This is a genomic window from Mucilaginibacter sp. A3364, from assembly GCF_059690715.1.
Genome location: NZ_JCAWED010000001.1, coordinates 2,452,111 through 2,474,062 on the forward strand (window position 1 = coordinate 2,452,111; position 21,952 = coordinate 2,474,062).

Here is a 21,952-nt window from a genome sequence, read left to right on the forward strand (position 1 = left end):
CTTGTTTGTTTGTGTTAAATAAGCTCGCAGCATTCGTAGCCGCGCGCAGTCATTAATTGTATTATGGTTTGATGTTTCAGCTTTTCGGATATAACGCGCAGTACTTTATCGCAATCTTCACTATCCAGGTTCCAGTTGTCGGCACCCAGTTCTTTCAGCATGGCGCACAGCGCTTCGCGGTCTTCGGGGGTGTTGATATTGGTTTTAAAAAGCAGTATGTGATCTAAATTTTCCATATGTTGTTATTTAGAGATCGGCAATTATTTATTCATTTTTAAGGGCCTTGATAACCAGGTCGAAGGTTTGCCAAAGCATCTCCTCGGTAGCGGCAAAAGGCTTCCCGCTAAAACTTTTTCCTTCATGGTGGAAACGTACTAACGAGTAAAGTGGCGCATACGCTACACTCCAAAATACTTCCACCGGCATTGCCTTTATTTCGCCCCGCGCAAAAACATTGCACGAGAAGGCTGAGATCTGTGTTTTAAAGGTTTCCATCACATTACCCATAAACTGTTCATGGTATGATGAGCTGCGCAACTGTTCAAAAAACTGCGTTACCGTTGGGTTATTCATGCTATGGTTGAACCTGTTTTGCCATTGCACGCGCAACCCCTCTTCAAAAGACGATTCAGGATTAAAATTATTGAGCATTGTTTCCGCCATTTTTGCCCCTTCCTCTGTAGCTATCTTCATGATCAGGTCGTCCTTATCCTTAAAATAGATATAAAGTGTGGCCACAGATATATTGCATAACTTGGCTAACTTATTCATGCTAAAGCCTTCCATGCCATATTTCACCATGGCTTCCATTGCTTTTTGCTTTACCAGTTGTTCTTTTTCTAAATCTCGTTTACGCATTGGTACAAATATAAATGAATGTTCATTCATTTATGAAATTTAATTTTATTTAATCGTTAATTATTACCCCGCACGTCATTACGAGCGAGGAACGAGCGTAGTAATCCCCTATAGAAAGGTTACTACGCGCTCGGGGATAACTACGCTCGCTATGAAGTGTGAGGCGGTAATATGGTGTATACGATTCTCCTCGTCCTCGTCGAAATAACAGTTTTTTTCAAAAATCAGGGTGCGCCACTTTATATCAGGCTATTGAAAGCTAAATTTCAGCTAACTGATAATCAAATAATTAAGAAATAAGAAAGGTGCGCCGCATTGCGCCGCTTTTTCTTATAAATATCTAATAATAAAATAGTTACAAAAAACAGGTGCGCCAAGTGCGCCACTTTAAAAGTGGCGCACCCCTACTCCTACTATCTATTATAATAAGGGTTGTACTCTAAAACAAATCAGCAGTTCGTCCTATTAATTTTAAACCATAGCTGATCAAAGATGAAAAGACTTTACTGCACCCTCAACAGTACCACCCCACTGCTTATTATTCCTGATATAATTGCGCATGCTGATGACCATCTTATAGTAAGCCAAACCTATCATGTGTTTTTAAACGTCGGCGATGATAGTAATCAACATTTGCTTAAAGAAAACAACGTACCGGCAGACTTTAGCCACCCACATTACTATGGTAAGATCATATTTGAGCAACCGGGCAAGGTGTTTACCTACCTTGACGCCGACCTGCACTTAACCCGAAGTGAGATAGAGGAAGTAATTGACTGTATTACCCATCTTCGCGATAATCCGCACCTATGGCAAACGGGCGGTTTGTAAGTTGCCATCCCACAAAAAAGCCCCCGCTTAAACAAGCGAGGGCCCTTGGGTTTATAGCAAAAAACTGATCAGGCGTTCATGTAGTATTGCGGATCGATGGCAATGCCCATCAGCTCGTTATAGTGCTGGTTAAGCATCTTGTTCCACCAAAAGCAATACCTGCGCGGGAAGACGATCTTCTCGGTGTGTTCGCGCTTCAGTAGGTTTTCCATAGCTAACAGCTTGTACATTACCTTGCGGGAATGGTCAACCACCGCATGCGAGCGTTGGCTGTAGCCGTATATCTTGTTAATATCGCGGTTGGTTCTGCCTTGCAGAATGTGTTCAAATATTTCGATGTGCAGTTTTGAGAATTTCTTGGTTTTCAAAAATGGTCTGCTGGTTTCGGCTAATGTGTATGTATTTTGTTGCATGATCTTAAAAGTCTTGTTGTAAATACCTTGTTAATTATCCTTATTCCAATTTCAATACGGTGAATTCTGTACGGCGGTTTAACTGACGGCCTTCAGGATTATCCTTACCATCAGGTAATGAGTTTGGCGCTATAGGTTTGGTTTTACCATAACCTTTGGCGAAGATGCGCTCGGTTTCTATACCCTTGCCGATGATATAATCCACGCATGATTGCGCCCTATCCTGGGATAGTTTTTGGTTATAAGCATCGCTACCGATGGAATCGGTATGAGCCGATAGTTCTATCTTGATCTTAGGGTTATCTTTTAACAGTGTTACCAGTTCATTCAACGTAGTTTCAGATTCCGGTCTTAAGCTGGCACTGGCAAAGTCGTACAATATGTTTTTGATAACGATTGGCTTATTCACCTCAAACGGCTGTAAGCAAATATCCGGACCAACCAAGGTATCGCCTTTCATAGCGCCTTTGGCAGGCACTGGTACTACTTTGGTAAAGTAGCCCGATTTTTCTAATGACAAGATATGCGGACGGGTGGTAGTAACGCTGAATGAGTATTTACCATCTTTACCGGTGATCTGCTCGCGCACTACTTGCTTGGTTATCGAGTCGATAAAGCTCACTTTGGCGCCTACCAGTACCTTTTTGTTATCGCAGTCTATCACCAGGCCGCTAAACTCGTGGCGCTTGTCGAACATCTCGAACACTTCCAGGCAGCAGTCCGACTCACGATCTGATGTGATATAATATTTGTTCTTAACACTGGCATCCGGATAATAGTACAGGTCATCCTTAGCCGAGTTCATCGGGAAGCCCATGTTTATCGGGGTACCCCAGTAGTCAATATGGTCTATGGCTTCAAAGTAGTCAAAGCCGCCTAAACCGGTGAAGCCTTTTGAGCTGTATACTAAACGCTTATCAGCATCGCTAAAATAGGCGGCCTGCTCGTCGGCTGAGGTATTGATGGTTTTACCTAGGTTCTTAGAGCTGGTAGGCATGCCTTTGCTATCCAGATCGGCCACCCAGATATCGTCGCCACCCTGGCCGCCAGGTTTGTTTGAGGTGAAGAACATACGGCGACCATCCTGTGTTATGAATGGCTGGATAGACTTGAAACCATCCACGTTGATATTGCCGTTCAGTTTTACAGGTGTTGCCCATGTGCCGCCTACCCATTCGGCCACGTAGATCTGGTGGGTTTCTTTAGCACCTTCTTTGTACCAGCGGGTCATGTACATCCGTTTGCCGGTTGGATCGAATGATGGGGTACCGTACTCAATATCTACTTTGCCACCATCTTTCTTAAACTCTATCATTTCGGGTTTAACCGTACCGCCATCGGTAAGGGTATAGATGCGACTCAGGCGTTCCTTTTTATCCTTGATCATACGTGATGACGTGAAGTAGTAATTGGCATCTCGTTTCACGATAGAATAATTTGAACCGTCCGAGTTCCAGGCATCGCGCAGTTTGTTTACGCTGATGAAAGCCGGGTACATTTGTTGGTCTTTAGCGAAGCGACAGTTGGCTATTTCCTTTTTAGCTAACTCCAATAAAGCAGGCTGAGCAGTATAGCTTGCAGTAAACTGTTCTAACTGTTTGATCGCTTCATCATAGTGCTGATTGGCGCGTAGACATACACCGTACCATAAACGCGCTATCGGGAACTTGCCCTCAAAATTTTGGTTAAGCACGCGGTAGTACCATGGCTCGGCCTCCAAATAATTCTCATAGTTGCGGTACGATTCGCCCAGCATGAAAGAGATTTCGGCGTCGTCGGTCTTTTTAGGTGGCTTGCGGCTCTTCATCTCCGAACGGTAAGGCAGGGCTACCGCCGAGTCAATGGTGATACCGGCTGCGGCCTTACGATAGAAGTAGGCTGCTTCGTAATAATCTTTGTTTTTAAAGGCTTTATCGCCCAGTTCTTTAAACGACACAACGAGCTGCTGGGCACCTGCGCTTGCGGCTAGTAGCAATATGGTTAGTGAGAGTAGTAGCTTTTTCATACAGGGTAATGTTTATGTATTTAAAGACGTGGACAGATTGGTTCGGGTTCGTTGATACGTTTTTTGAATACGTAGCTGATAGAAAGCTCAATACCACCCAACGAGTTGGTGGCCCGGTTAAGCGATGAGGTATTAAAATCGTAGCTGGCGCCGATGATCAAATTCTTTACGTGGTAACCTACGTTGGCAATTGCCGCATCCTGGAAACGGTACATGGCACCCGCTATCAAACCGTTATCATTTAACAATTTGATCTCTGAATAAGCACCTATGGCCTTCTCCTGTGCTTTTTGTTGTTGGATGAAGATGGCATGAGGCGTTATATCAAAAAAATCTGCGGCATGGATACGCACACCAGCCTGAAAGGTATAACGCAATGGCAGCTTGGCATCAATTCCTGCTGCCGCGAACGGATCCTTAGGGCGGGATAAGTGGCCCACGCTAAACCCACCGAAGATGTTGGTTTTCCTATCGGGCGTACCATCATAGTAAAACACACCGGCGCCGGCATCAAATACGGTAGCGGTAGTATTCATGAAAGCCTCGTTTGGTGGCAGGCTTGGGTTGTAACCCATGGTTGGGTCGTACTGGTTACCTAGTTGCAGCTTGCTTGGGTCGAAGCTTCGGTTTATCACACCGGCCTGCAAGCCGAAGTGTACGCGGTGGTTACCATCCTCAGATACTTTGATACCGTAACCAAAATTCGCGTAAGCCGAAAAATAGTTAAAACCCACATCGCCCGATGCCTGGTTCAATACGTTGATGCCGGCACCGGCATTATCCATCGGCCTGAAATCGGCCGATATAGCGGTGGTTTTGTAGGCGTTGCTTAGCGCTGCATACTGGTTTTTATAGTTGGCATTTACCCGGCCATCCCCGTTGGTTACCCCGGTCAGTGCCGGGTTTAACCAAAGTGGGTAAGCATAGTATTGTGAGAAATGCGGGTCTATCTGCGCTTTTAGTTCGGTGGTAATAGCTCCTTGAAGTATTACCATTAATATGATCAGTTTTTTCATTTAAGTAGAGTTACAGTTCCTTTTTTGGTAACGGTTTGGCCATCGTTCATTGTAGCCTCAACATAATACACATATACACCTACCGGCTGCATGCGGCCCTTAAAGGTGCCATCCCAACCATCAGACAGCGAGTTTCCGCGGAACATCAACTCACCCCATTGGTTGTACACAAACAGCCTTGCGGTTTTGATATTGGTACCATACACGTACAGGATATCGTTTTTACCGTCGGCATTCGGCGTAAAGGCATTCGGCACATAAATGGCGTTGCCCATTGGGTTGGTGCTTGTGCCGGTAACCGCAGTTGAGTTGGCACCCGGCTGGCAAGCATTAACCGCGCGAACGATAAGTGTTACGCTTTGGTTAGGCTGTAAACCTGTCACTGTATAGGTGGTGGCGGTTATGCCGGTTGTAAACGTAGCACCATTATCAAGGCTTACGTCATAAGTAAGCGCGCCGGCTATGGTGTTCCAGGTAAATGTTACCGATGATACCGTAGTTGTGCCAACGGTAACCGATGGAGCAGGCAATTGCTGTAGTATAGTTACCGTTGCAGGTACAATAGTTGATGTACAACTGTTGCTATTGGTAGCCTGAACATAGTAAGTAGTATTAGCACTTAAAGCAGGCGTGGTAAAGCTGTTGCCGGTGGCTACTAAAGTAGTCGCTGTGGCATCGCTGTACCAGCGGATGGTAGTACCCGGGTCAACATTGGTTACAGTTAAAGTAGCCGTGCCGTTAGGGCAAATGCTGGTATTAGCAGCGCTTAACGTTGGTGCCGGAGGCAACGGTACAATAGTAACCACTACCGGTGCACGCATAGCGCTGGCGCAACCAATGCTGTTCACAGCCTCGGCATAGAAGGTAGTGGTGGCGTTAAGCGCAGTTGAAGTAAAGCTATTACCAGTACCCACTGCTGTGCCACCTGCCGATACAGTGTACCAGTTATAAGTATAACCGGCCTGCGGATTAGCGATAGTCAACGTAACCGTAGCACCTGTACAAGAATTGATTGCATTACCGTTGGCCACAACCGGAGTAGGCGGCGGCGTTTGGGTAGTTACCTGTACCTGTACCAGGTTGCCGCTTGTACAGCCTGTTGTATTAGCCGATGCTACGTAGAAGTTAGTTGTAGCAGTTATAGCACCGGTAATATAAGTTGTACCGGTAAATAACAGAGTAGTGCGTGAAGGCGAATCGTACCAGTTATAAACCACGCCTGCTACCGGTGAGGTGATGCTTAACGTAGCGCCGGTACCGAAGCAAACGGTAACGTTATTAGCGTTAACTGTCGGATCGGCAGGTATTGGGTTAACGGTTACCGTAACCGCAGTACGGGTTGACGAGCTACAGTTGCCCGCGCCCGATGCTTCTACATAATAAGTAGTGTTAGCGGTTAAAGCAGGAGTTTTAAACTGGGTACCGGTGTACAACAATGTACCGTTGGTAGCCGCGGTGAACCACCTGTAAACTAAACCTGCTTGCGGGTTACTGATAGTAAGCGTAGCCGAACCACCCGCGCAAACGCTCAGGCTGCCCGCAGATGCATCAACAACCGGCGGGTTAGGTACCGGGTTAACGGTAATATCTGTACGGGTACGGGTAGCACTGGTACAACCCTGGCTGTTAGCAGCCTCAACAAAGTATGAGGTGTTAGCTGTAATGTTAACAATATTAAATACAGTACCGCTATATACTAAAGTACCGCCTGTTTGCGCGCTATACCAGTTGTAAGTGATACCTGCAACAGGATTAACCACGCTCAGCGTTAAGCTACCACCCGAACAAGTTTGCGTAGCGGTAGCACTTAGTGTTGGCGCGGTAATTACGCCACCTACAGTTACGTTGACGGCTGTACGGCCGCCGTTATTGCCGCAGCTGGTAGTTGTGTTAACAGCCTCAACATAGTAAATAGTGTTAGCGCTGATGTTGCCTGTAGTGTAAGTAGCACCATTACCAACCGCTGTACCGCCGGTTGCTACAGTATACCAGTTATAAGTAACACCGGCTTCCGGGTTGAGTACTTGAAGTACCGCTGGCGAACCTGTACATACCTGGACGTTTGACGATTGTACGCCCGGTTTTGATGGCCTTTGATTAACCGTTACAGTTGCAGTAGCACGTGATGGGCTTGTGCAGGTACCGTTAGCTATTTCGGCATAATAAGTTGCATTTGCAATTGGAGCTACCTGGTAGTTTGCGCCGGTAAACAATAGATTACCCCCTGTTGGCGCATCGTACCATTTAACGGTAGCTCCATTTGCATTTGATACAGATAGTATGACGTTATCTCCGGCACATATCTGGTAAGTATTTTGTGTTAACGTAGGCACATCAGGTGATTGTGTAACGTTAGCGGTAGCTGCCACCCTGTTAGGGTTAATACAGCCATTTGAAGTACGGCTGCTTTCCACATAAACAGTTGTAGTAGCAGTTAAAGGTCCTGTTGTATAGCTTGTACCGGTAAACAATAATGTACCGCCCACAGGTGCGCTGTACCAACGGTAAGTTAAGTTAGCGCGTGGGTTACTCACGGTAAATGTAGCGGTGTTGTTTGAACAGATGTTGACCGTATTGGTAGCTACCACTGGTGCTTCAACCTGTTTGCTGGCGTAATAAATATTAGCCTGGCTCAATACAGATGCACCTAAACTACGTAGTCTGATCTCCACCCTATCATAAGCTGCACCCGGCGCGAAGCGGATCAGGGCTGCTTGTCCGCCTTGTAATAGTTGGATGCGGATCAAATTGCTGGTTAAGTTGATGCGATCGCCGTTATAGGTAGCACCGTTAAACGATGCGATCTGTAATTGATCCAGAACACCTACGGACAACAGTGGTACCGGCAAACTGATCTTCACAGTAACCGTATCACCAAACTGACCCGGGTCAGCAAAAATGAGGCGTTGTGCTACGTATGAGTTTAACACTGCCAATGGCAGGTTTAACTGCGTAAAGTTGGTGGTATCGGTATCAACCGAATTGTTTGGTGTTGATACAGAACATAGCAAACAGGCTAAGCCACTATTCACGTCGGTTGATTGCGTTGATGCAAAATCGCACGATGTAGAGAATATTGGGTTAACGGTAATAGTTATCGAAGTACGTGTAGGGCTGGTACAACCGGTTGCGGTTAAACTGGCTTCTACATAATAAGTAGTGTTTGATGTTAATACCGGGGTAGTGTAAACAGCGCCGGTAAATATTGGCGTACCACCTGATGAAGCAGTATACCATTTAAATACTGCACCCGGAGTAGTAGATGTAGCAGTGATCTGCGCGGTTTGACCTGATGAGATCTGGCCACCCGGAGGCACAACTGCCAATACCGGTGCAACCGGAGTTGGGTTAACAACCACATCAACTTTTGCGCGGCTTGGGCTGGTACAAGTACCTGCCGCGGCTTCTACATAATAACTTGCATTGGCAGTAAGTGCCGGCGTGGTGTATTGCGCGCCTGTAAATACCGGCGTACCACCTGTAGCGGTAGTATACCAGTTAAAGGTTACACCCGGTTGGGTTGATGAAGCGGTCAACACAGCCGGCGAACCTGAACAGGTTTGAACAGTAGCAGCCGCTACGTTTGGCACTACCGGTGTGGTAGTCACATTCGCAGTAACCTGGGTACGGCTGGTGCTTGGGCACGCGCCTGTACCAATGGCTTCAACATAGAAGCTGGTGGTTGCGGTTAATGGATCGCTTACATAAGTAGCGCCGGTAAATACCGGGGTACCGCCTGTTGGCGCGGTATACCAGGCAAAGGTAACACCACTAACAGCAGTAGCGGTAAATGTTGCCGGCTGACCAGAACATACGGTAGTATTCGGCACCGCCACAACCGGAGCAACCGGAGTTGGTGTAACCGTTACAACTACAGGTGTACGTGTAGGCTGGGCGCAACTGCTGCCTGTGCGGCTGGCTTCTGCATAATAAGTTGTGGTACCGGTTAACACCGGTGTGGTAAACACAGCACCTGTAAATATAGGCGTACCACCTGTTGCCGATGTGTACCATTTAACGGTGACATGGCTAGGTACAGTAGCGGTTAAAGTAGTTTGCGATCCCTGGCAGGCAGTAACCGATGGCGCGGCTATAACCGGCGCAGGTACTTCCTGGTAAGCGGCATAAATGTTTAGCGCGTTCAGTAGGTTAGCAACTACCGAGTTCAGGCGGATCTCCACCCTGTCAAAATCAGCGTTAGCTTTAAATGCTACGCGGAAACGGCTGGTACCACTCAGCAGGTTAATGTTCAACAGTGAACCATTTACATCGAAGCGATCATTATTATAGGTAGCACCATTATAAGTGGCCAGGCTTATCTGCGACAGCACACCTACACTGGCCAAAGTACCCGGGATACCCAATTCAACAACTACGCTATCGCCCACCCTGCCGGTGTTGGCAAAACGCAGGGTTTGTTGTGCATAATTGCCCAGTAAACTAACCGGAACGCTGATCTGCGCGAAAGTATTTCTATCGGCATCAACAGAGCCGGTTGGATTGTTAACCGCGCAACCAAGGCAAAGCAGCCCGCTGGTAGCTACTGTTTGATCAATAGCCGCGTCGCATGGTACAGGGTTATTAGCAGTTGAGTTTACGGTTACAACACCGCTTGCTCTTGTTGCAGATACTGCGCCTGTTGCTGTAACTACAGCTTCGGCATAATAAGTTGTATTGGCAAAAATGGCCGGTGTATTATAAGTAGCACCGGTATAAATTATAGTACCACCAGTTGGTTGTGTATACCAGTTAAATACCGAGCCCGGCGTAGTAGACGAAGCTGTTAAGCTGGCCGATGTGCCTGCGTTAACCGCTTGCGTTGGCGGCGTAACAGTAACATCAGGAATAACCACCGCGTTAACGATCACATCAACCTTAGTACGCGTTGGCGATACGCAGGTACCTGCAGATGCCTCGGCATAATAGCTTTTGGCCGCGTTAAGCGGAGGTGTGGTAAAGGTAGTACCGGTATAAGCTAATGTACCGCCGGTAGGTGCATCGTACCAACGAATGGTAGCGCCGTTTACCGAAGTAGCTGTAAAGCTGGCGGTTTGTCCCGCAAAAATTGTACGGCTTGTTGGCGCGACAGATGGCGCGGCCGGAGGATCGTTCACCAAAATAGTGATTGGATAACGTACCGGGCTAACGCAGCCGTTGCGGGTATATTCTACATAATAAGTTGTATTAGCATTTAACGGGCCGGTAGTGTAAGTAGTACCTGTTTGTACAGATGCACCGCCGGTTGGCGTGGTGAACCAGGCATAAGTACCATTACCCGGACCGGTGATAGTCAACGTGGCGGGTGAACCTTTACAAATCTCCGGATTCGCGTTAGCAAAAGTTACGCGTGGGTATTGTTGTATAGCGTAATAAATATTCAGCGAGCTTAACAACGTAGCTACGCCCGAATTAAGGCGAATAGCTATCCTGTCGTAAGCGCCTGTGGCCGGGATATAAACAGCGTATCGGTTACTGCCTCCACTTAACAGGCGTAATTTAATGGCAGCATTATCTAAAGTATAGGTAGGTAATGCGGTAACACCATTATATAAGGTTACACCAATGCTGCTCAGCAAACCAACATCCGCCAGGTTAACCGACGATTGGAATACCAGTTTAATAGTATCGCCCGCAAAGCCTGCTTGCTGGAATTGCAATTGCTGCTCGGCCCAGCCACCAGCTAATCCGATAGGGACGTTTATGGTTGATGCGGTGGTCGTATCAGCATCAGTAGCCAGCGGACCATTATTTATAGCGCAGCCCAAACATAAAACACCACTTGTGCTGCTGGCCTGCACATTGGCAAACGTACAAGGCGAGTTATTATTAATTGTAACGTTAATAGTTATCGCGGTGCGATTAGTAGAGATACAGCCACTGGCGTTCACTGCGTTCACATAGTAAGTGGTAGTTGTGAACAAAGCCGGTGTAGTAAAATTTGCACCGGTATGTATCGGCGTATTTGCTGTCGCGGATGTGAACCAGTTGTAAGTGATACCGGTTTGGGCGTTGCTTACCGTGATCGTAGCAGTTTGGCCGGCACTTACGGTGGTGGCATTAGCCATCAATGTCGGATCAGCAGGTTTTGGTTGTACGGTGATAACACTTTGACCACGTGCACTGCTTACACAACCTGTGGCGTTGACGGCTTCGGCATAATAAGTAGTGTTGGCATGTAAAACCGGGGTGGTAAATGTAGTGCCGGTATAAACTGGCGTACCACCGGTAGCGGTGGTGTACCAGTTATAGGTAAAGCCCGCGGTTGGCGAAGCGATAGAAAGCACCGTTACATCGCCATCGCAAATAGTAGCCGATGAAGGCGAGATAACCGGCAATGCAGGCAGCGGACTAACAGTAGCCGTAACCGCGGTGCGGGTTGTGCTTGGACAGGTACCGCCGGTAACAGCCTCGGCATAATAGGTAGCGTCGGCATTTAATGGGCCGGTGTTGAAGCTGTTGCCGGTAAATATTGGTGTACCACCTGTAGCGGCAGTGTACCAGTTAACCGTAACACCTGCAACCGCATTAGCAGTAAACGTAGCCGGCTGACCGGGACAAACCGTTATAGCGGCGGTAGGTACTACCGGTGCCGCAGGTATAGGATTTATGGTAACAGTAACCGCAGTCCTTTCGCTTTCATTGGTACATCCCGCCCTGCTGGCAGATACATAGTAAGTAGTAGTATTTGCTAGAACCGGTGTGGTATAACTGGCACCTGTAAAGAACGCGGTACCGCCTGTAGCAGCGGCATACCATTTAAAGGTAGTGTTTGGTACCGGCGTGGCAGTTAAAATAGCTGTACTGCCTGCGCATAACTGCACGTTGCTAACTACAGCGTTATTATAGTTAATAACAGGTTTTGGCAGCACACGCTCTGTTTCATATATATTCAATGATGATAGTACGCTGGCTATGCCACCGCCCAGGCTAACTTGTATTCTGTCGAATATTTTGGTTGGCGCAAACGTTACAGTGAATTTCTGGATGCCGCCACTTAAATCAAGCAGGCGCAGGTTTAATAAACCGGTGTTGATGGTTTGGCCATCGTTATTAGGTGAATTACCGTTTAAAGTAGATACCGTAATATTATTTAATACAGTAGCTGCAATTAAAGCCTGCGGTACACCCATGGTAACACGTACCGAATCGCCCACTACAGATAGTTGTTGATATACTAAGGTTTGTTGAGCGAAGGCGCCCACCGCGCCGATACCGGCGTTCAGGGTTGATGCCGTGTTCAGGTTACCGTCCATAGCGTTTTGCGGGTTTGTAACGCCACCCACATTTACGCCAAGATTTAACAACCCGGCCGATATACCGTTGATCTCTTCAACCGCCTGGTTACAGGCAATAGCATCGGGGCCAAAATAAAACGCGTCATATAAATATATACTGCTTAAGGCCCCCAGCAGTCCGCCGTTAAGCGTTACCCTTACCCTATCGTATAGTTGCGTGGGTGTAAAGGTTAGCAGCACCTGGTTGTTATTACTAACCAGCGACGCCAGTGTCGACGCCGTGAGCGGCGTGCCAATGGCGGTGTTGCCATTGTAGGCCTGAACAGTGATGCCGCCCAGCGCCGTAACATCGAGCAAATTATCGCCACTTCCTAACTTTACCGAGACGGGCGTGTTCGCCGGCACTTTGGCGGCAGCAGGGAAAATTACCTCCTGCCAAGTTTGTGCTCCAATGCCCAGGGTGACATTAATTTGTGAACGAGTTTGTGAATTTCCGTCGGCAGCATTGGCCGGATCGGTTACGATACAGTTTACACACAGTAAACCTGCCGAACCTGTACGCTGGCTGGTTGCACTAAGACGTTGTGCATAGGAGTATATTGTGCTTAAACACAATAATAACATCAGCGAGCCGTAACGATAAAGAGTAGATTTTATTTTCATGCAGATGCGTTTTTAATGGCATCTAAAATTACGTACGGTCCTGTCAGGACGATTACTACACTTTGTTCATTTACCGGCCGGGCTGATCGAGGCTAACCACTATTGTTTGTTTTGTTCATTTCCGTTCATTTAAATTTTTAATTTATACGGTTTGTGGCCTTAACGGTTGATTAAAACGGGGTTTTATTGTAAAAAAATCAATAGACTGTTATTTTTTTTTACAATCTTGAATGAAACAAGAGCAACCAATTAACTGTAATTTTTAATGACCAACAAATGATACCAGGGCTAAAACCCTGTAGTTTTATGATATTGCAATATTTAATTGTAAGATAAAAAATTTATTTAATACGGAAATTTTTTATACTTTTGCGTCAATTCCCTAATAAAAAAAAATGAAAATAGACTATTTGGTAACGCGGTTACACGTGAGGATTTTGGGTGGTGTGAGGTTGAGTAAAAGCTGTCAAATACGTTGTTTAACGCAATTAGCATAGCTGTTCATTTCTGTTCACAGTTATTTTTTTTATGCAGATACATTTAATTTTAAACAGATAGAAGTGGTTTTTATTGTGTTTAGTGCATTTAAAGCCCTTTTTTCGCAACCCAGCATCGCCCCGTGCTAGTGCCGTTACAAAATTTCATTTTTTTGAAAAGCTATGCTATCACACCATTTTAACTTGTTGAAAAAACTCGTTCTTGACAAGTCTGATCTAATAAATTTCACTTCGGCCGATTGTAAGATAGTTAGCGCATTGATCTTTCAAAAGACCAAAAAACGAATAAGCGAAACTACGCTTAAACGTGTATACGGTTTCGCGCACAGCAAATTCAAACCTTCACAGTTTACCGTTGATGCCCTGGCACAGTACTGTGGCTATACCAATTGGATGGCATTCTTAAACGAGTACGAAACACAAAACGGCTCGGGCAAAACCGCCGACTGGCTTAACCTGAGTAACGATGCTACCAAGGTTACCAACTTCACCCTCCGTGCATTACAAAACCGTTCAGGCATTCCGTTCAAGAAAACCATTAAACGCAAGTTTGTGGATGAACACATGAACAGCTTCCTGGCTTCAGACTATATCGCTACTGCTTTAATAAGCCCTTCAGGTTATGGCAAAACCATCGCATTGTTACACTGGATAGAGGAGCGCATCGCCTACAATGCCGAAAACAATGTAAGCGATATCATCCTGTTCTTTAGTACACCTTCATTAATGTCGGTGCTATCCAGCGGGCAGGATATTCATACCTGGCTCCTATCCCTATTAGGTTACAATCGCACCGAAATACTGGATATGCTGCTTAACGGCAAAGAAAAAAAGCCGGGCAACTTTTTCCTGATCATTGATGGATTTGACGAGCATATGTTTAAAAACGATCAGTTTCAGTTGGTGCTTACGCAAATTGTGGATGTGCTGTCGTTGTACCAGTCTAGCGAATCATTTAAATTGATATTGACCATGCGATCTGATACCTGGATCAATAACAAACATCATTTAAATATTGATGAGAAAACATGGTTTAACGGCTTCATTACCAACCACGATCATTTTAGCAACGTGCCCTTATTGAATGTGAACGAACTGCACGACTTGTGCTATACCATCAATCCGCTGGCTAATGTGGTTATAGGCCCCGAGGCCATTGATCTGTTGAGCAACCCTCTTTACTTCCAGATCTATTACAAGCTTAACAAAAACAACTTCTCGCTTAATAACATCACCGGCTTATACCGTTATGATATTATTTCGGCGTTCATTCTTGATAAAATTTACCTGGATAAATACTCTTCCGAAAAAATACTGCTGCTGTTTGACCTGGTGAACATGATGAACCTGAAAGATGGTATCTATCATATCAACAAGATTAAGGCAGATGTAGTATTAACTAAATACAACCACGCCTACCATGAGCTACTGAGCCTTGAGTTTTTATCGGAGTTTAATAAAAGCGTAGATCTGCAGCACAATACCTATATCGAGTTTGGCAACCATGACTTTTTAGAATACATAGTAGCTCAAAAACTACTGGCGGATAACGATAACCGCTTTAACCTGGCGTTGATACAAAACGCCGACCAATTGGTTAATGCCGACCTGAAGCTGAATGTTATTAAATGGTTTTTAATATATGCTATTAAAACCGACCAGCAATATAACCTTAACCACCTGGTAAAAGCAGAACTATCGCTCAACAAAAAAGCCGAGCTTATTGTATTTATGGGCGATATTTTTGAGAAAGAATATAACTCGGCAGTTTATGGCAACAACAGCAAGCACCAATTCAGGTTCAATATTGATAACGAACTGTTCAGTTATTTCTTCGGACTGGAGTTTGTATCTGCGGAATACGAAAAGACGCTTCAAACCCTGCTTAAGTTCGATCTCACAAACGATAAAAAATTACTATTAAAAGTTAGCCTGGCCATTATTAGTGTAACCAAGCTGGATATGAAGGCGCTGGATGCACATCTGGCCGATCTGCGTAAAATGCCGCAGGTTGATCTGTTCAGGTATCCTATCAGTCCGTTAAGTTGTTTGGATACTGTATTTCATTACCTTAAATATGGCATTATTAAAAAGGATGCCCTGGCTGAGATCACCAAGTTTTGCTTTAACCCGCCTACCGGCGGCGATGCACTGAAGCATAATATTGCCAACGATATAATGTACATCCTGGCCGGCTACACCTTGCAAATAGCCCAAAAGCCACGCAAGTTGTTGCGCTATGTGCAGATACTGAACAATATTTACAAGGATTTCTCTGTGTACTCAACCGAGTATACTTTCTTCCTGAAAGCCTTGATAGCAGATACATACTTTGTGATGGATGACAAGAAAAACCTGATAGCTACCTACAAATCAATACTAAAGCTGGGTAATTATTATGATGATTCTTACACACCGTACATCACGCTGCATTATCATGCGGTAAAAATAAAAACGGCCATCATAAGCCAACAAATTGATGCTATAAACGCCGAGTATAAATGCTTTGCTTATATAGCCGATAAATACGGGTATAAACTGGCCAAGTTCTATATCATATCGTTATTGCTCAAAAAAAATCTGCTATCAACCACTACCGAGTTAACCCAGTTTTACAAGCAGTTAAACTATGAGCACTCAAAACTCATGATAGAATCAAGCGTTACCGAAATATTTGAGAAACTTAAATAGCTAAACCGTTTTGGTTTTGGTATTTATAAAGCTGAGTATTTTGTGATGCAGTTCGTTCACATCAAAGGGTTTTGATATAAAGTCGTTCATTTTGTGATCAATGCACTTCTGTCGTTCCTCTTCAGTAGCATGAGCAGTTACTGCAATAATAGGTAAATCGGCTACCGGCCCATCCATATGCCTGATGATGGTGGTTGCTTCATAGCCATTTAGCTCGGGCATATCCAGATCCATCAATACTACATCGTAGGTATTATTACGTACCTTTTCAATAACCATATGGCCGTTTACAGCTACATCAACATTAAAGCCCCGCTTTTGCAAAACGCGGGTTATCAATAACTGGTTCAGGTCATTATCATCTGCAATTAACACACTGGCAAAAAAAGCCTTGGTATTAAGCAGGCCGGGTTTGTTGTATGCAGGCGTTTCGGCATTGGCATTTACCGGCCCGGTTTTGCTAAATGGTAATATAAACGCAAAATCAGATCCGTTTGGCGAACTGTTTTTAATAAATATATCGCCCCCTAATAATGCTGTAAGCTGCCTTGAAATGCTCAGGCCCAGGCCAATGCCGCCAAAAGTTTTACTTTTGCCCACCTGCTCAAAGCTTTCGAATATTTTAGCCTGCTTTTCAAGCGGCACGCCAATGCCGGTATCCTGTACGCTAAACTCAACCCAGGCCGTATTTTCATCTTGCTTAATCAATGATACTTCGATAAAAACCGAGCCTATAAAGGTATACTTAATGGCATTGGTTATCAGGTTTATTAAAACCTGCCCCATGCGCATTTCATCGCCATACAAAACATCGGGTATCTTATCATCAACCCGGTAATTAATAACCAGCGATTTTTTATTGGCTTCGTTTTTACTCATGGAGATGGCAGTATGCACCACCTGCTGTATGCTGAACGCGCGCTGGTCAACCGTAACCTTGCCGGCCTCGATGCGCGACATATCCAGAATATTGTTCAACAACACCTGCAAAAACTCGCCCGATTTAATAATGGCCTGTATATATTCCTCCTGCTCCTGCGTCATATCCGACTCTTCCAGCAAATGCGCGAAACCCACGATAGCGTTCATCGGTGTGCGTATTTCATGGCTCATGTTGGCAATGAACAACTGCTTCACTTTCTCGGATGCTTCCGCACGGTTCTTCTGCTTTTTGGCGCGGGTTTCGGCCTCTTTCAAATCGGCTATGGTATGCTGCATTTTATCCGTCATTTGGTTAAACGCAGTGGCCAGCACGCCTATCTCATCACGCGAGAACACTTTAACCCGGGTATCAAACAGCTCTTTTGATACTTTTTCGGCACCGGTAATGATCTCTCTAAGCCCTTTTTCAATACCACGGCTAATAGATATCGCTATTACTATACCGGTTATCTCCACGGTAAGCGCCAGCCCGATCAATATGCCTAGTATCAATTTTTCAAACCAGCGCGAGCCTTCGCCCAGGGTGTATGAAAACCCGTCCTCGGATGGGGTGATCTGCGTATTTATTTGTTCGATGTATGCAAGAGCCTGTTTGGTTTCGGCATCGGTTATTTTGCCTGATTGGATCTTTTTATGTAGTTCTTCGCCTGCCGGGATGAGCTTCATCAACGAGGCTTCGGCCTGTTGCCAGTAGTATATGGTGCGGGCTATATAATCAATTTTATTAAAGCGCAGCATGAGTTTGATCATGCCGTCGATATCGTCCGGGTGATTTCTTCCCTCCAGGAAACCTTGACGGGCCATTTCCAGGTCGGGTTCGGGTTTTTCAAGGGCTTTACGGGCTTTGCCATCGCCCAGCGGAACTTTTAAAAACTGTTGATAGGCCCGGTAATCTTTCTCATCATGGGTATAGGCATACAACCGCAAATTAGAAACGGCGTCCTTCTGCGCTTTTGACCACAGCCCCTCCCCACCCACAAATGAACGGACTGCCGACAAACTGGATATGGCAAAGCCCAGTGTGAACAGTTCCATCAATATCAGCAAAGCCATAATTCCGATAGTGAAATACAGCTTCCTGGATATGGGTATGTCTTTAAACCACTTTTCTAAAAAAAATGATCTCATAGTTATTAGGGGATGAGGGATTAAACTTATAAAAATAAAATAATACTCTATTCATTTTTTGTTCATAGCTAACAACCTGTAGTGGTGTTGTTCACAGTTGTGCAGGCCTGTGCACAGCGTTCATTTACATACATAGCCCACCAAACCAAACTGAACCCGAATGGCTAAAAAAGGCACTATTTGCTGTGGTAAATTTGGGAGACAATGAAAATGCCGTGCATAAAAGCATAAAATGAACGGCCACTCATTTACCCCCTAAATAGCGTAAACAATGCCCATAATACCTAAGCTAAAAGGCCTTTTGTGCCTGTTGATTGTATTCATAATTGCATCCCCGGGCGGGGATGTTTTTGGGCAATGTAATATCCCTGTTCGATCATTCGCTACAGTACAACGCACTGATGTTGCCGGAGCATTCACTTCGGTAAGCAACGCTGCCAATGCTGTTAGCGGCGATATGGTCAGTCATTCTACCCTTAACAGCGGCGTAGCAGGTACAGCAAAGCAATTTCTTGATTTTGGCACTACGCAAACCGCCGGTACTCCGGTAACTGTTAAACTATCTTTCCCGGCAGGTTTACTTTCAGTTTTTGGCGGCGTAAAGGTGCAACCTTATACCAACCTGCATAACTTTTTTGGCTGGACTGCCGATGCCGCCGGCAAAGCCTATGAAGATGCCACACTCTTGGGCCTGCTTAACGGCGCAGGTACTATGGAAATAACCATTATACCGCAGGATGCGGGCGGTACACCTGTACCCTACACCGGTGTTTGGGTTGAACTATCGGGCCTGGGCGTGGCACAAAGTGTTGATGTTTACGGTGCTTTTATCAATACAACGGGCAGCACATCGGTTGCTTGTAATACACCGATTGATGTGCTTTCGGGTATTCGTACCACCGTTGTTGGCGGTATAGCAACAGCGACAGGCACCGTTACCAACGAATGGAGCGCCATAGACAACGACCCTACCCTTGCCACCTACGCCGAAATGCAGGTTGGCGCCCAGCTATTGAGCCAGGTTTTTCATACCACTATATTCAACACCCAGTCGCAACTGGGCGATAAGGTTAAACTGGTACTGCAGAAACCCGGCGGCGGTTTGCTTGACCTTAGCCTGATAACTGATTTTACCATACAGCTTTACAATGGCACAACGCCGGTAGGTACCGGGGTCAAAGCAAGTTCGGGTTTGCTGTCGCTTAGTTTGTTGCCCGGCAGCACGGCCGGTAATGAAAAATACGAGCTGATCTTATCGCCCCCGGCCGCATATGGCGTATTTGACCGTGTAGAAGTACAGGTAGGCGGTTTAGCTACTGCGGGATTAGTTCCCGGTCTACGCATTTACGATGTCAAAAAATTAATAGCTGATCCAACTACGAACATCGACGGCGCAGCAGCCACTGCAACTACCATATGCGAGGGTAACACATCTACGCTGGCCGTTAACAACACACAAACTTGTACTACATATAAATGGTACGATGCGGCTACCAATGGCACATTATTGCATACCGGTACATCGTACACACCAACAGCGGCAAGCTTAAGCACTTCAAGCCCTAATATTTATTATGTAGAGGCTAGTCGCGATGGTTGCACCGAAGTAACAACACGCACACCTGTAACTATCAACGTAAACCCAAGGCCAACTGTCGCCCCCGGCACCGCAGTACCTGTTTGCACAGGTGTTACCGCCACCACTGTGCCGTACACAAGTACACAAACTCCTACTACGTACAGCATAACCTGGGATAGCACCGCTGCATCTGCGGGGTTTACCAACGTTAACAATGCCGCGCTACCGGCCAGCAATATCAATATAACCATGCCTGCAGCAGCCTCCGCAGGCACTTATAACGGAACATTAACTGTAAAAAATGCCAACGGCTGCGTGAGTACAGATACGCCTGTAAGCGTAAAGATTGACGCACGCCCGGCACAACCTACCATAGCATTAACAAATTAAAATCAAATAACACCATGAAACAGAGCCCTTTTATCATCAAATTGCTTCTTGGCCTTTTCCTTTTATTAGGCGCAAGTAAAGCCCGTGCACAAGTTGCCGCATTAGCCGACTTAAACCCAGCAACGCTTGCCGCGTACTGTACCGGCGACCAGGTAAAACTTACCGCAGCCTCGCCCGGAGCGGCCAGCTACATCTGGAAACGTTATGAAGGTACCAATACCGCAGGCACCGCTACTACCCTTGCCGGCACTACAGCCAATTTGGTTGATGTACCACCGGCTGTAGGTTATTACACCTATACATCAACATCGGTAAATACCGAGGGTTGCGAGTCGGCTACAGCGTCTGATCCGGCTATTGTGTATGTATTGCCTGGTATAACAGCTGCTATTGTATCAAACACCCCGGCAACTACACAGTATTGTACCAACGCGGTGCCTGCAAGTTTAACGCTTACAGCAACCGGCGGCGAGGCAACCACCGTTACAGAGAACTTTACTTACGTGTACCAATGGTATAAAAACGGCGTGGCTATTACCGGCGCAACAGGCCAAACCTATACCTTAAACAGTACTGACGACAGCGCGGTAGGTACAGGCATTGCTTACACCGTACAAATTAACTACCCTGCAGCTTTAAAAACCTGTAGCGCGGCAACATCAAACGCTATCAACTTTAACGTAATAGCATTGCCAACCAAACCAACTATTACTATCACCCCATAATTAATGCTACTAAAGGGCCACATATTATTTAGCCTTTCTGCTTTTATGGTTTTATTAACGTATTGCCTGACGGGAAGCGCCAAAACCGGCGCCCCGTTGGCCAATGCCGACCAAACCATAAATATAGTAGAAGGCAAATCGGTTACACTGCGCGCCGATCAGGCCGGAGGTGTGACCTATCAGTGGCTAAAGGATGGCGTTCCTATTACCGGTGGTACACAGCGCACATTAGTAGTTAACACTACAGGCGCTTACCAGGTACAAACCATTAATATGGGTAGTTGCGCGTCCGAATTATCAGATCGGGTTGTGGTCAATGTAATACCGGCAACTTCAACTGCCGACATGGTAATCGGCATTACCGCCAATCAGCCATCAAAAAACGCGGGCGAACCCATTGTATATACCATCACCGTTATCAATAACGGCCCAACAACAGCTACCGGCATCAATGTTACAGATGTTATGCCACCTGATGTAAAATTTGGCCAGATGACGCCTACACCAACGGGTACGGCAAATTATAACAATGTTGACCAGAATATAAAATGGACCATCGGCCAACTGCAACCGGGAGAATCGGCTACACTTACGTTTACCGTTACCCCATTAAAACCGGGCGACGTGACCAACACGGCCACTGTTACAGCGGCGCAGCCAGATGCCAATATGGATAACAATACGGCTACTGTGTTGGTAACCTCTTCAGGTTTAACTATACCAAACGTGTTTACGCCTAACGGCGATGGTGTGAACGACGCGTTCTTCATTCCGGGTTTATCCGCCTACCCTGCCAACGAGTTTACGGTGATGAATCGCTGGGGCGCTACCGTATTCCAGAAAAAGAATTATCAGAGCGACTGGACCGGAAGCGGTTTGAACGAAGGCACCTACTTCTACATCCTGCGCATACAATCCCCTTCGGGTAAATGGGATTCATACAAGGGCTACATTACTTTACTGCGAACAAAAAAATAAT

The 21,952-nt window shown here is 45.9% G+C and carries 12 protein-coding genes; 5 read left to right on the forward strand and 7 right to left on the reverse strand.

Annotated features, from left to right (window positions below):
• Nucleotides 1-14 precede the first annotated feature (14 nt).
• Together AC59JT_RS10970 and AC59JT_RS10975 are read right to left on the reverse strand one after the other, a co-directional pair.
• Complete coding sequence (locus AC59JT_RS10970) at nt 15-236, reverse strand: hypothetical protein (RefSeq protein ID WP_497398683.1); 222 nt, start codon at nt 234-236, stop codon at nt 15-17.
• A 28-nt stretch (nt 237-264) separates the two neighbouring features.
• A complete protein-coding gene (locus AC59JT_RS10975) occupies nt 265-858 on the reverse strand; it encodes a TetR/AcrR family transcriptional regulator (RefSeq protein WP_497398685.1) in 594 nt (197 codons plus the stop codon).
• 492 nt (nt 859-1,350) lie between these two features.
• On the opposite strand from AC59JT_RS10975, the gene AC59JT_RS10980 reads away from it, so the two are divergent.
• Nucleotides 1,351-1,689 (forward strand): hypothetical protein, encoded by a 339-nt coding sequence (locus AC59JT_RS10980; protein WP_497398687.1) that lies wholly within the window; start codon nt 1,351-1,353, stop codon nt 1,687-1,689.
• 68 nt (nt 1,690-1,757) lie between these two features.
• Here AC59JT_RS10980 and AC59JT_RS10985 read toward each other — a convergent pair whose 3' ends face one another.
• From AC59JT_RS10985 to AC59JT_RS11000, 4 genes are read right to left on the reverse strand one after another with little or no spacing between them, the layout of a single operon-like run.
• Entirely contained in the window at nt 1,758-2,102 is a 345-nt protein-coding gene (locus AC59JT_RS10985) for a hypothetical protein (protein ID WP_497398689.1), read from the reverse strand.
• 40 nt (nt 2,103-2,142) lie between these two features.
• The gene (locus AC59JT_RS10990) at nt 2,143-4,107 is read right to left on the reverse strand and encodes an OmpA family protein (RefSeq protein WP_497398691.1); all 1,965 of its coding nucleotides are present in this window, start codon (nt 4,105-4,107) and stop codon (nt 2,143-2,145) included.
• 20 nt (nt 4,108-4,127) lie between these two features.
• Entirely contained in the window at nt 4,128-5,123 is a 996-nt protein-coding gene (locus AC59JT_RS10995; protein ID WP_497398693.1) for a PorP/SprF family type IX secretion system membrane protein, read from the reverse strand.
• Nucleotides 5,120-13,021, reverse strand: coding sequence for an Ig-like domain-containing protein (locus AC59JT_RS11000; RefSeq protein ID WP_497398695.1), 7,902 nt, complete (start codon nt 13,019-13,021; stop codon nt 5,120-5,122). Before AC59JT_RS11000 ends, AC59JT_RS10995 begins: the two co-directional genes overlap by 4 nt.
• A gap of 683 nt (nt 13,022-13,704) precedes the next feature.
• Between AC59JT_RS11000 and AC59JT_RS11005 the strand changes: the two genes are divergently transcribed.
• The gene (locus tag AC59JT_RS11005; RefSeq protein ID WP_497398697.1) at nt 13,705-16,209 is read left to right on the forward strand and encodes an NACHT domain-containing protein; all 2,505 of its coding nucleotides are present in this window, start codon (nt 13,705-13,707) and stop codon (nt 16,207-16,209) included.
• Here the strand turns inward: AC59JT_RS11005 and AC59JT_RS11010 are convergent, their stop codons facing one another.
• Entirely contained in the window at nt 16,210-18,279 is a 2,070-nt protein-coding gene (locus AC59JT_RS11010; protein ID WP_497398699.1) for a HAMP domain-containing hybrid sensor histidine kinase/response regulator, read from the reverse strand.
• A 271-nt stretch (nt 18,280-18,550) separates the two neighbouring features.
• On the opposite strand from AC59JT_RS11010, the gene AC59JT_RS11015 reads away from it, so the two are divergent.
• The 3 genes from AC59JT_RS11015 to AC59JT_RS11025 are packed head-to-tail and all read left to right on the forward strand — an operon-like array spanning nt 18,551 to nt 21,951.
• Nucleotides 18,551-20,248 carry an immunoglobulin domain-containing protein gene (locus tag AC59JT_RS11015; RefSeq protein WP_497398701.1) on the forward strand — a complete coding sequence of 566 codons (1,698 nt, stop codon included), beginning with the start codon at nt 18,551-18,553 and terminating at the stop codon, nt 20,246-20,248.
• Between the two features lie 14 nt (nt 20,249-20,262).
• Nucleotides 20,263-20,973 carry a hypothetical protein gene (locus tag AC59JT_RS11020; RefSeq protein WP_497398703.1) on the forward strand — a complete coding sequence of 237 codons (711 nt, stop codon included), beginning with the start codon at nt 20,263-20,265 and terminating at the stop codon, nt 20,971-20,973.
• A 3-nt stretch (nt 20,974-20,976) separates the two neighbouring features.
• Complete coding sequence (locus AC59JT_RS11025; protein ID WP_497398705.1) at nt 20,977-21,951, forward strand: T9SS type B sorting domain-containing protein; 975 nt, start codon at nt 20,977-20,979, stop codon at nt 21,949-21,951.
• Nucleotide 21,952 lies beyond the last annotated feature (1 nt).